Consider the following 12,083-nt stretch of genomic DNA (forward strand, 5'->3'; position numbering starts at 1 on the left):
CGGACCGCCACCAAACAACCCGACGCGCGGGTCGCCCCCTCGTCGAGGAGGCCCGCCAGAGGCCTCAAGGCACCCACCAAACGCGGCAGACAGCCGCCCACATGACGCATGCGCAGTGACTCGGACCGACGCGCGGTCTTGCCCGCGAAAACCGCCACCCGCCAACGCAGCACGCACAGACTCGGACCAGTGCGCGGTCGTGTCCGCGAAAACCGGCGGCCGCCAACGCAACCTGCGAGGCTCAACCAAACTGCGTCCCCTGCGAGGCCATCCAACCATTCGCGAAGCCGTAAAGATCGCCTGTAAACCACACCCCAACCGCACCCCGGCGACCCACCGAACCCCCTACCCGGCACCGGCACCGGCACCGGCAGCCCACCAGTCACCAGTCACCAGTCACCAGTCACCAGCCCAAAAGTGCCGCCGCCCCGAACCCGGCGCGGCAGCACTCCCCGACACTCCCCACCCCCAGCTCCACCCATCACATGTTCAGCTGTTCAGATGTAATGCGTGTTCGGCTCCAGCCCGCACAACACCCGCCCATACAACTCCAAGTTCGTCGCCGGGTGCATGATCGCGTGCAGCGTCAGCGTCTGCACGTCGCGCTGGATGCGCTGGATCGGCACCGTGGAGTACACCGAGGACCCGCCGCTGGCCGAGTTCAGCAAATCCACCGCCTCCTTCGAGCGCTGCGTCGCCGCCCCGAGGTCCAGCCGCGCCTTCGCGCGCTCCTCCAGCGTCCACTGCTCGCCGGCCGCCGCCTTGTCGTCCAGCATCCCTGCGGCCCGCATGACGTGGAACTCCGCCTCGTCGATGCGAGTCACGGCGTCGGCGGTGGTCAGGTGCGTGATCGGGGCCTCGGCCTGGTTCTCGTAGGCGGTGTAGGAGATCTTGCGTCCGGGGAGGCGTTCGAAGAAGGCTTCGCGACCCGCGCGCGCCAGGCCCAGGGCGACCGAGGCGACGGTGGTGCACGCGGTCGGCATGAACGGGGCCTGATACACCGGGCTCGCAGCATTGCGCCCCAGCTGGTGCACCCCGGCCAAGACCGGCGGCATCGACAGGATCCGCGCGTCCGGGACGAACAGGTCCTGGGCCACCGTGCTCACGCTGCCGGAGCCGCGCATGCCCGCCGTGTGCCAGTCGTCGACGACCGCCAGCTCCGACAGCGGAATCAGCACCATGATCGGCTCGAACGAACCGTCCGGATGCGCCCGCACAGCAGCGTTGGTGTTCCACGCGCTCTGCCGGCTGCCGGTGTTGAAGGCCCACTTGCCATTCAGCACGATGCCGCCCTCCGTCGGCACGCCGACCGCCGTCGGGCTCAGGATCCCGCTGATCCGCACGTCTGCCTCGCCGCCGAACACCTCGTCCTGCACCGCGTCCGGGAACATCCCGGCCATCCACGAGCTGATCGCCCACACCGCGGCGGTCCAGCCGGTCGAGCCGTCGCCGCGCGCCAGCTCGGACACCACGTCGGCAACGGTGCGCATCGGCGACTCGTAGCCGCCGTAGTGCCTGGGCACCCGCATCTTCAGCAGCCCGGCGTCGGTGAGCGCACCCACCACGTCGTCGGGCAGGCGCCGGTTCTCCTCGATCCACGGCGCGTTCTTCTGCAACAGGGGGACCAGGTCGGTCGCGCGGCCGAGCAGTTCCTGGCGCGACGGCGCGTTCGTGTCGGGCATGAAAGCTCCTTGAGATTCGCGAAACGTGGATACGTGTCAACTCTCGCCACCGGCCGCCGGCCGGGGCATCTTCGGCCGTGCTGGCCCGGGACAGCAGCGCCCCGGCCCACAACCAGCCGCATCAAGGCCGGTTCGTCAGTCCCCTGAGATCAGGGAACGACTCCAGATCCGGCACCGTCCACCCGTCCAGGTCGTACTCGTCCAGGCACTGCTCGACGAACTTCTCGTACCCCCGCAGCTGCCCGGACGCCAGCTGCGCCGTATACAGCTCGACCCGGGTGTTCTCGTGGTTCCCCGAGTAGTTGCGCTCGTACAACTCGTGCCGCCCGCCGAACTCGCTCCCGACGGCGTCCCACAGCAGCTTCATCAGCTTGACCCGCTCCACCGCCGTAACCCCGCCGGAACCCCGCACGTACTTGTCCAGATACGGCCGCGTCTGCGGATTCCGGAAGTCCGCAGCACTGGAGGGCACGTATATCAGCCCACTGGCAACGTCCTGCAGGATGATCTCCCGGATCCGCGGATACCCGACCTGCATGAACCACCGGTACGCCATCCCGTAGTCCGGGTTCGGCAGCACCGCCCCGTCCTTCCACGGCACCGGATTCCGCGCAGCCGCATCCGCCAGCCCCCAGAACAGGTTCCGCCAGGCCAGCACCTCCCCCATCCGGCTCTGCACGCCCCGGAAGTCCCGCGTCCCGGTGACCTCCAGCGCCTTGGACAGCAGCCCGGCCAGGAACTCCAGCTTCACCGCGAGCCGGATGCAGCCGTGGAAGGTGAACCGCTCCGGAAACCCGGACCGCGCCGTGAACATCTGCACCTTGCCCAGATCCCCGTAGATGAAGACGTTCTCCCAGGGAATCAGCACCTTGTCCATCACGAGGATGGTGTCGTTCTCGTCCAGCCGCGAGGACAACGGATAGTCGAACGGACTGCCGGCCACAGCTGCGGTCGCGCTGTACGAGGGCCGGCAGATCAGCTTCACGCCCCGCGCGTCCATCGGCACCGTCGCCACCAGCGCGTACTCCCGCTTGCGGATCGGCAGGCCGTAGTGCGCGATGAAGTTGTAGTGCGTCAGCGCCGAGCCGGTGGCCACCACCTTGGCGCCGCTGACCACCAGCCCGGCGTCGGTCTCGGCCTCGGCGTGCACGAACACGTCGGCGACCTCGTCCGGCGGCAGGTTCCGGTCCACCGGCGGGTGCACGATCGCGTGGTTCCAGTACAGGACCTTCTCCTGCGACTCCCGGTACCAGCGCCGCGCGTTGTCGGCGAAGGGCGCGTAGAACTCGGCGTTCGCGCCGAGCGTGCCGAGGAAGGAGGCCTTGTAGTCGGGGCTGCGGCCCATCCAGCCGTAGCTCAGCCGGGCCCACTGCGCGATCGCGCCCTGCGCCGCGACCAGGTCCTCGGCGCTGTGCGGCGTGGTGAAGAAGCGGTGGGTGTAGCCCTCGCCGCCGCCGTCGACCGGACAGGTCAGGACGTCGCGGTAGCGCTCGTCGTGCAGCGCGTCGTAGAGCCGGGCGGTCATGCGCACCGGGTTGTGGAACGCCGGGTGCGTCGTGACGTCCTTGACGCGCTCGCCGTAGACGTAGACCTCGCGACCGTCGCGCAGGCTTTCCACGTACTCCTCGCCGGTCATCGGCCGAGTGGCCATAGCTGTCCTGCCCTCCTGTCGGTCCGGGCGGACCGCGGGGCGGCCCGCCCGGACGCCGGTGTCAGCGCAGTTCCACGCCGCAGTTCTCGACCGCGGCGATGAACTCCCCGCGGGTCAGGGCCGCGGCGACGGTCTCGATGTCGTCGGCCATGTACCGGTCCTGGTTCAGCGGCGGCACCAGGGAGCGCACCGCGTCGTAGGCGGCGCGGCCGGCCGGGCCCAGGCCGTCGTAGCGCCCGGAGACGTCCACCGCCGAGGCCGCGGCCAGGAACTCCACGGCCAGGATGTACTGGTTGTTGGCCAGCACCCGCCGGGCGTTGCGGGCCGCGATCAGGCCCATGCTGACGATGTCCTGGTTGTCGCCGTTGGACGGCACGCTCTGGGTGCTGGCCGGGCCGATCGTCCGGTTCTCGGCGACCAGCGCCGTGGCCGGGTACTGCGCGCCGGCGTAGCCGCTGCTCAGCCCGGGGTCGCCGGCCACCAGGAACTCCGGCAGGCCGTAGCTCAGGTGCCGGTTCAGCACCCGGTTGAGCTGCCGCTCGGCCAGCACCCCGAGCTGGGTCAGGGCGATGGTGGTGAAGTCCATGACGAAGGCCACCGGCTGGCCGTGGAAGTTCGCGCCGTGGAAGACCTCGTGGTCCTCGAAGAACAGCGGGTTGTCGTTCGCGGAATTCAGCTCGGTCTGCACCCGGGCCGTGACGTGCGACAGGGTGTCCCGGACGCTGCCGAGCACCTGCGGCATGGCCCGCAGCGAGTACGCCTTCTGCAGGTAGATCTCGGTCCGGGTGACGTCCCCGGCGCCCTTGGCCGCGGCCACCTGGCGGCGCAGGTCGGCGTGCTCGACGGTGAGCCCGCTGCCGCGCAACAGGGCCCGCATGTTCGCCGCGGTGTCGATCTGGCCGGGGTGCGGCCGGGCGACGTCGTGGCCCTCGGGCTGGAACGGCCCCATCGACCCGCGCACCGCCTCCACCAGCAGCGCCGAGACGATCTCGGCGTGCCGCACCTGCTCCAGCGCCCGGCCGGCGACCAGCGCGCCGAGCCCGGTCATCGCCGAGGTGCCGTTGATCAGCGCCAGGCCCTCCTTGAACTTCAGCTCCAGCGGGGTGATCCCGAGCGAGCGCAGCACCGGCGCGACCGGCCGCGGGCCGTCCGGGCCGAGGAAGTAGCCCTCGCCGATGACCGTGGCGGCCACGTGCGCCAGCGGCGCCAGGTCGCCGCTGGCACCCAGCGAGCCGATCTCCGGGATCGCCGGGATCAGGCCGGTGTTCAGATACAGCGCCAGCCGCTCCAGGATCTCCGGACGCACCGCCGAGTAGCCCTTGGCCAGCGCGTTCAGCCGGGTGGCGACGATGGCGCGGGCCTGGTCCTCGGGGAAGTGCGGGCCGACGCCGGCGCTGTGGCTGCGCACCAGGTTGGTCTGCAGCTCGGTCTCGCGCGAGGGGTCGACGAGCATGTAGATCATCTCGCCGTAGCCGGTGGTGACGCCGTAGACCGGGATCCCGGCGCGGACCACGTCCTCGAACACGGCCCGGCTCTTGCCGGCCTTGGCCAGCGACTGCGGCGTCAGCGTGACCTCGGCCCGCTGTTCGGCCACGTTGCGCACGCCCGGGATGTCGAGCGTCTCGCCGTCGAGAACAACAGGCGCGACTGGCGCGCTGACGGCTGCGCTATTGGGGGTGGACACGACGTTCTCCTTCATCTGGTTCGGTCGACCAAAGCCGCCAGCGCGGCCAGGCTCTGATGGGCGTAGAACTGGGGGACGGTCACCTCGGCCGCGAGGCGCCGGCGCACCTGGTGCAGCAGCCGCGGGACCATCAGGGAGCTGCCGCCGAGCGCGAAGAAGCTCTGGTCGGCGTGCTCCGGCGGCGCCCCGAGCAGGGACGCCCAGATCGCGGCGAGCACGGCCTCGGTCCCGGCGGCCGGGCGCCGGGCCGCGGCGTCGCGCTCGGCGGCGGCGACGCTGCGCGCCAGCTGCGGGCGGTCCACCTTGCCGGTGACCGTGCGCGGAAGGCGGTCCAGCGTGCGGTAGAGCGCGGGGAGCAGCGCACGGCCGAAGCGGCGGCGCAGCTGCGTACGCCACTGGTCCGGGGCGCCCTCCGGCCGGCCGTCGGGTCCGCGGCGTGGGACGACGCAGACCACCAGGCGGACGGCCAGGCCGTCGCGGTCGGCGACGGCTACCACGGCGCACTCGGCGACGGTGGGGTGGCCGGCCAAGGCGGCCTCGACGTCGGTGAGCTCCAGGCGGTTGCCGTAGAGCTTGACCTGGCTGTCCTTGCGGCCGCGGTACTCCAGGGCGCCGTCGGGACGGCGGCGCGCGAGGTCGCCGGTGCGGTAGCAGGGTGCGTCGATACCGGGCAGCGGCGTGAAGGCGGCGTGGTCGTGGGCGCCGAGGTAGCCGTCGGCGACGTAGGCGCCGGTGATGACCAGCTCGCCGGTGACGCCGGCCGGGCAGACGCGGTCGGCTTCGTCGAGGATGAGGATGCCGCGGCCGGGGATGGGGCGGCCGATCGGGACGGTGCCCGACGCTCGGCGCGCAGCCAGGGTCGCTGCCGTGCTAGCCGCCTCAATGCCGGTCAGGGTGTTGATCTGGACGGCTCGCCGGCGGACCGGATGCCAGGTCGCGGCGACGGTCTCGGTCGGGCCGTAGAGGTTGGCGACGTGGACCAGCGGTAGCGCGGCCAGAAGGCCGTCGGCGAGCTCGGCGGGCAGCGCTTCGCCCATGAGAAGCAGGACCCTGAGGGTGCCGAGGCGTTCGGCGGAGTGTCGGCCGGTGAGGACGCGGAGCAGTTCGCGGGCGAAGCTCGGCACGGTCTGGAGGACGCCGACGCGCTCGGCGGCCAGCCAGTCCAGGAGGCGTTCGGGGTTGGCGCGGATCTTCTCGGGGACCGGGCACAGGGTGGCGCCGGATCCGAGTGCTGCGAAGGTCTCGGCCAGAGCGGGGTCGTGTTCGGCGGCGACCCACTGCGCGACGCGGACGCCGGGGCCGATCTCGAACTCGGCGGCCATCCAGGCGGCGAACTGCGCGAGGGCGGCGTGGGTTTGGGCGATGCCTTTCGGGACGCCGGTGGTGCCTGAGGTGAAGGCTACGTAGGCACGGTCGGTGAGGCGGGGAGTTGGGGTGGGGGTTGGCGTTGGCTGGGTCGCACCGCTTCCTCGCGACGCCGAGTCGGGCGCCTCGACCGCGACGACCTGGCCGCCGGTGGTCGCGCGGTACCAGCCGACGAATTCGTCGGGGTCGGCCGGGTCGGCGACCAGCATCGCCGCGGGTTTCAGCGCCCCGACGACCGCCCGGCCGCGCTCTCCGCTGTCGGCGATCCCGAACCAGCACAGGTGCGCCCCGGACGCCAGCACCCCGAGCAACGCAGCGTACTGACGCACTCCCACCGGCAGCCGCACGACGACGGCGTCACCTTCTCGCACCCCGGCGGCCCGCAGATCCCCGGCGACTTGTATCGCTGCGGCATACAGCTCGCGGTAGGTGAGCGTGCCGTCGTGGCTGTCGACGGCGACCGCGTCAGGATCCTGCGACGCCAGCCGCCGGACCGCCTCCACGATCGTGTAGCCGGGCGCGCCGTCGTCAGCCCGCCGGTCCGCCTCGACAGCGGCGCGCGCGGCCTCGCCGGGGCCGTCGAGCGTCAGCTCGCCGACGGCGGTGTCCGGGGCCCGGCCGGCGTGCCGGAGCAGGGTGCGGAACTGGCGCAGGATCATCCGGGCGGTCGCCGGCTCGAACTGGTCGGCGTCGTAGAGGACGGTGACGGCCGGGCCGTTCCCGCCGTCGTCGACCTGCAGGACCAGATCAGCCGGCGCCGGGCCGCCATGGTCCGAGCAGGGCTCGACGACCGCACCGGGGATGGCCAGGACCGAGCGCGGCCGGCCGCGATAGTCGAACACGACGTCGCCCAACGGCACCCGCCGCACCTCCCGCACGATCGGGAGCGCCCCGAGCACGCGGGCCAGCGGTACGGCGCGCCGGGCCATCGCCTCGGCGGCCAGCGTCGTGCCGCGTTCCAGGACGTCCTTGAAGCTCTGACCGGCCTCGATGTCGGCGGGCAGGATCAGGACGTTCGCCGCCGCGCCCGCTCCGCGCTGCGGGACCGGCACCGCGACGGCCACCCGGTCGCCTCCGGTGTAGCGGTGCAGCAGCACCTGGAATCCGGTGAGCATCACGACGGAGGGGCTGCTGCGGCTGGCCTCGGCGCAGCGCGCGACGGCGTGGCCGAGGTCGGGGTCTGGCGGGGCGCTGACGGTTCCCCAGCGTCCGGAGCTCCGGTCCGGACGCGGGCGGTCCGCGGGGAGCGGGAGTTCGCTGGGGAGGGGGGTCAGGGCATTGATCCACCAGGCCAGGGCCTCGGGGTCGTCGGCTGCCTGGGCATACGCACTGGCTGTGGCTGTAGCGGCTTCAGTACGGAGCGCGCGCCCGGCGCAGAGCTCGGAGAGTTCTTCGACCAGCGTGTCCAGGAAGTCCTCATCGGCGAACGCGCCGGGAACCGCCAGGTGGATCTGGTGCTCTTCGGGCCCGCGCCGGGTGACGGTCAGCTGCGCGCGGGCCGGGACGTCGGCCGGATCCGACTCGTCGGCGTCGGCCGGCCCGCAGTCCGGCTCGTCTGTCTCGCGGGTGCGGAACGCCTCGGGCTCGGAGTGTGCCCAGACCCTGCGCACCGGCGCGCCATCCACCAACACCAGCGCCGAGCGCAGCCCCTCGTGCCGGTCCACAAGCGCGCGCCACGCCTCGGCCAACGCCGCCACGTCCAGGTCGCCGACCACCCGGTACGCCCGGCACCGCGCCGCCGGCTCCTGCCCGAGCGCGCGCAGCAGCCACAGCCCTTGCTGGACCTCGGTCGCCGGGACATCCCGGTATGCGGGATCGGTCATGGACAGCCTCCATCAGGCGGCAGGATTCACGGGGATCGGACGGACCGCGCCGGCGCCGCGCATCAGGACTCTGATCCGCAGCGAGCGGTCCCCTACCTGCACAATGGCCGTGGCGGGCGATGGGCGGCATCTTTTGGAGTGCGGCCCCACGCTCGCCTCAGCCCGCCGCCGCACACACGCTCACACACCACAGCCCGCGGCCACCGCACCGAATCCGGCGCCTGCGGCCGCGGGCTGTTCCCCGCCTGCCCCCTAGCCCGCCAGGTTCGCAGGGCTGTTCTGGTAGGCCGTCAGCAGCCACTCCCCGTCGCGGCGGGCCAGGAGCCACGAGGCGCGGATGGCTCGTTCGGCGGTGACCTCCTTGTCGCCCGCGTGCAGGACGCCGCCGGCGGTGATCAGGAGGACGGTGTCCGCGCCCAGCGGCTTGATCGCGATCGGGGCGCCGGTCACGCGGGTGCCCTTCAGGAAGGTGGTGAACGCCTCCGCCATGAACGCGCTGATCTCCTCACGTCCCTGGCGGAAGACGCCGGGCAGGATCATCGTCCCGTCCTCGGTGAAGATCTCGCCGAAGGCCGCGGCGTCGTTGCGGGCCCAGGCCTCGATGATGCGGGCCGGGACCGCGGCCGCGGCGGCCCGGTCCTGCTCGGTAAGAGTCTGGCTGGTCATGGTGTCCTCCTGTGAAAACGCTGTACCCCGGGCTCAGCGTCATGCCGGGGGCGAGAGGGAGGCATCTTCGAATGTGCCCGCGGCGGCCGGGTATTCACCGATCAACGCCGCAATCTCGGATACGCGCACGCCACACCCGGCCGGAACGATGGGAACCGAGGTTCGATGAGATGACCGCGAGGAGCAGAGCCATGCGCGCAGGCGCGCAGATACGCACGCTGAGGTTCTCGGCGTGCGCAAAAGTCATGTGCACGAAATCAGGCCCGGCACAGCATCCGGCGCGTCCTCCCACCGAATGCCGGTCCGGGCCCTGACCTGCGGCAAGACCATGAATTCGCGATGTACCCCGTCTCACTCGCCCGGATGAGGCCGCGAGGACACCGGCGCCATCGGCGGACGTTCCCGGGCCGGCAGCGTGAGCGCCGCCGCCGCTCCGACCGCCGCGAGTAACGCCGCCGTCGCGACCGCCGGAGCCGCGCCACGGCCGACAGATCCCGACGCCGAGGCCGGGGCGGAGGTCCCCGGCCCGAGCCCGCCGCGTGCGACCAACACCGCGCCGAGCAGCGCGATCCCGAGCGCGGCGCCGGCCCAGCGCACCGCCCCGAGGCCGCCGACGACCCCCTCGGGCTGCCGCAGTCCGGCCACGGTGACCGCCGCCCGCCGCGCGGCCGGCATCGCCAGCCCCACGCCGGCACCGCTGACCACCAGCGACAACGCCAGCCACCAGCCGGTCTGGCGACCGCGAACCACAGTAGCCAGGCCGAGTAGCCCGATCGCGTCCAGCGCCATCCCGGCCGCTATCAGCCTGCGCATGCCGCGCGCGCCGACGTCCACCGAGGCCGACACCGGGAGCACCACCGCCACGGCCGCCGACCACGGCACGATGCGCAGCCCCACCCCCAGCGGCCCGGAGCCCGCCACCACGTGGAAGTACTGCACCAGCAGGAACAGCGTGCCGGCCGTGGCCGCGAGCAGGCACAGGTCGGCGACCTGCGCCGCCACGAACGCCCGGCCATACAGCGCGCCCAGCGGCGTCTGCCACACCAGGATCGGGACCAGCGCCAGCAGTCCGGCCGCCAGCAGTGCCAGGGTCCTGATGTTGCCCCAGCCCGCGGACGTGGCCTCGTCCAGCGCCGCGACCGGCCCGGCCACGGCGACCGTGATCAGCGCCAGTCCGAGCAGGTCGAAGAGGTCGCGGGGCTGTCGCGCGCGATCGGTGGGGGCGCAGTCGCTGCTATCAGCCGCAGGCGCCGGAACAGATGCAGGCGAAGCAGCGCGGCTGCCGCGCACCAGAACCACGACGCACACCGCCACCCCCGCGATCGCATCTCCCCAGAACACCCACCGCCACCCGTTTACCGTCGCGGCGGCGCCCGCCAATAAGGGCCCGCACACCAGCGCCGCACCGACGCCGCCAGTCTGGAACACCCCGGTCTGAAACGCACCGGTCTGGAGCCCGCCGGTCTGGAACCCGCCACCGACGTCGGGACTGGACCCGAGCCCGAGCCCGGCCGGACCCGGCGGCCCGGACAGCGCCTCGAAGGCCGCGGCGACCATCAGCGCCGCCGCGATCCCCTGCACCGCCCGGGCCGCGACGAGTACCGGCGGTGCGGACACCAGCGCGCAGCCGGCGGAGGCCAGGGCGAAGACGGCGGATCCGGACGCGAGGGCCGCCCGGCTTCCGACGCGCCTGCTCCACACCGTGCCGGCGCCCACGGTCGCCGCGGCGGCGACGTCGAACGCGGCGGCGATCCCGACCAGCGCCGCGGCCGAGGCACGCAGCCGGGGGCCGAGGAAGACCAGCACGGCCAGGCTGTTCCACGCCGCCAGGAACGTGGTCGCCGGGCCCAGACCGGGGCCGCGCCAAGGGCTTGAGGTCATGTTTCCCACCTTCCGTCGTCGACACGCGCAGGAGAGTCAACCAGCGATTCCCGCCGAAAATCGGGTTCCCGGCCAGGGTGAGCATTCTGAAAGAACATCAGAAACCGGTTCCTGGCACGCCGCCTGGGGCGATTCGGACGTAATCGGCTCAACGCGGCGATGATCTCGGAGCGCGCGTGATCCCGGCGCCGATCCCGACGCCGATCCCGACACCGGTCCCGGCGCCGCACGGCCTAGAGCGATCGCACGTACGAAGATGCCCGCACCGGCCCTCAGGGCCGATGCTCAACCTGCGTTTCACCCCAGCCGTGAGAGAGCCGAGGACAGGCATGTCTCAGAACACGCAACAGACCGGCCTCCAGATCAACCCCCCGGAGGACCCCGACGCCGACCAGCAGCCCGCGGTGCGCGGGGAACGGCCGTGGTGGAAGAGGTACTACCCCTGGTACGCCGTCCTGGGCGGGACCGTGCTGTTCAACCTGCTCTACGCGTTCCCGCACTACTTCACCACGGACCCCAACGACGCCCGCGTCCAGCTCGACCCCGGCTTCCACCCGCACCTGGGCTTCCTGATCGCGCACGTCGTGACCGGCAACCTGGCCCTGGTGACGATGATGCTCCAGGTCTGGCCGTACCTGCGCCGCACGCACCCGAAGGTGCACCGCTGGGTCGGCCGGGTGTACGTGTTCGGCGCCGTGGTCCCGACGACGCTCATCGTGCTGTTCGTGCTGATCCCGCACCGCGCCAACCAGGGCAGCACCGGCCTGGCCTGCGGCGCGGTCCTGTGGCTGGGCACCACGCTGTACGCCTGGCGCAAGGCCCGCCTGCGCCGCTACGCCGAGCACCGCCGCTGGATGATCTACAGCTTCTCGCTCGCGCTGTTCACGACCTACGGCCGCATCGTCTTCATGATGATCCTGCACTGGGGCCTGCAGGTGAACACCGAGATCCTGATTGAGGGCACCAGCTGGGGCGCGTGGATCGTCAACCTGCTGGCCGCGCAGTGGTACCTGGAGTTCTCGGCCCGCCGGCGCGGCAAGAACCTGCCGGCCGGGCGGTTCAACCCGGCGACCGGGGCCATCCGGCAGTAGGCGACGACAGAAGCCTGCGACACCCGCCACTGCCGCGCCGTCCGACACGACGGCGCGGCAGCGGCTTTCGCAGTGCGGCAAAGGCTTTCGCAGTGCTGCCGAGCACCAAACGCAGGACTCGAACACCGCCCCCACGCAACAGCAACCCGGCCGCCGACCCTGCATCAGGACCGGCGGCCGAAGCTCCGAACAGTCAGGCGCTGTTGACCTATGTGTGGGTGGCTGGGTGTGGGTGCTGGT

7 protein-coding genes are annotated in these 12,083 nt (G+C 72.0%); 1 reads left to right on the plus strand and 6 read right to left on the minus strand.

Annotated elements, in window-relative coordinates; genetic code table 11:
- Positions 1-497 precede the first annotated feature (497 nt).
- From GWK61_RS47160 to GWK61_RS47185, 6 genes are all read right to left on the minus strand, one after another.
- Positions 498-1,682 carry an acyl-CoA dehydrogenase family protein gene (locus GWK61_RS47160; RefSeq protein ID WP_194919616.1) on the minus strand — a complete coding sequence of 395 codons (1,185 nt, stop codon included), beginning with the start codon at positions 1,680-1,682 and terminating at the stop codon, positions 498-500.
- 121 nt (positions 1,683-1,803) lie between these two features.
- Positions 1,804-3,333 carry a 4-hydroxyphenylacetate 3-hydroxylase family protein gene (locus tag GWK61_RS47165; RefSeq protein ID WP_194919618.1) on the minus strand — a complete coding sequence of 510 codons (1,530 nt, stop codon included), beginning with the start codon at positions 3,331-3,333 and terminating at the stop codon, positions 1,804-1,806.
- Between the two features lie 61 nt (positions 3,334-3,394).
- On the minus strand, positions 3,395-5,032 hold the full coding sequence (gene cmdF, locus GWK61_RS47170; RefSeq protein ID WP_228564107.1) for a tyrosine 2,3-aminomutase: 1,638 nt from the start codon (positions 5,030-5,032) through the stop codon (positions 3,395-3,397).
- Positions 5,029-8,205, minus strand: coding sequence for an AMP-binding protein (locus GWK61_RS47175; RefSeq protein WP_194919622.1), 3,177 nt, complete (start codon positions 8,203-8,205; stop codon positions 5,029-5,031). Before GWK61_RS47175 ends, cmdF begins: the two co-directional genes overlap by 4 nt.
- Before the next feature lie 252 nt (positions 8,206-8,457).
- Entirely contained in the window at positions 8,458-8,871 is a 414-nt protein-coding gene (locus tag GWK61_RS47180) for an SgcJ/EcaC family oxidoreductase (protein WP_194919633.1), read from the minus strand.
- Positions 8,872-9,222: 351 nt separating this feature from the next.
- Positions 9,223-10,752 (minus strand): MFS transporter, encoded by a 1,530-nt coding sequence (locus GWK61_RS47185; protein ID WP_194919635.1) that lies wholly within the window; start codon positions 10,750-10,752, stop codon positions 9,223-9,225.
- Between the two features lie 329 nt (positions 10,753-11,081).
- On the opposite strand from GWK61_RS47185, the gene GWK61_RS47190 reads away from it, so the two are divergent.
- Complete coding sequence (locus GWK61_RS47190) at positions 11,082-11,843, plus strand: DUF2306 domain-containing protein (RefSeq protein ID WP_194919637.1); 762 nt, start codon at positions 11,082-11,084, stop codon at positions 11,841-11,843.
- Positions 11,844-12,083 lie beyond the last annotated feature (240 nt).

The sequence above is a fragment of the Catenulispora rubra genome (genome assembly GCF_015356825.1).
In the GTDB taxonomy this organism is placed as follows: Bacteria; Actinomycetota; Actinomycetes; order Streptomycetales; family Catenulisporaceae; genus Catenulispora; species Catenulispora rubra.

What these genes read in the sequence shown, in the direction of transcription:
- GWK61_RS47160 (WP_194919616.1), bottom strand. Translation starts at nt 1,682, where the DNA reads ATGCCCGACACGAACGCGCCGTCGCGCCAGGAACTGCTCGGCCGCGCG.
- GWK61_RS47165 (WP_194919618.1), bottom strand. Translation starts at nt 3,333, where the DNA reads ATGGCCACTCGGCCGATGACCGGCGAGGAGTACGTGGAAAGCCTGCGC.
- cmdF (WP_228564107.1), bottom strand. Translation starts at nt 5,032, where the DNA reads ATGAAGGAGAACGTCGTGTCCACCCCCAATAGCGCAGCCGTCAGCGCG.
- GWK61_RS47175 (WP_194919622.1), bottom strand. Translation starts at nt 8,205, where the DNA reads ATGACCGATCCCGCATACCGGGATGTCCCGGCGACCGAGGTCCAGCAA.
- GWK61_RS47180 (WP_194919633.1), bottom strand. Translation starts at nt 8,871, where the DNA reads ATGACCAGCCAGACTCTTACCGAGCAGGACCGGGCCGCCGCGGCCGCG.
- GWK61_RS47185 (WP_194919635.1), bottom strand. Translation starts at nt 10,752, where the DNA reads ATGACCTCAAGCCCTTGGCGCGGCCCCGGTCTGGGCCCGGCGACCACG.
- GWK61_RS47190 (WP_194919637.1), top strand. Translation starts at nt 11,082, where the DNA reads ATGTCTCAGAACACGCAACAGACCGGCCTCCAGATCAACCCCCCGGAG.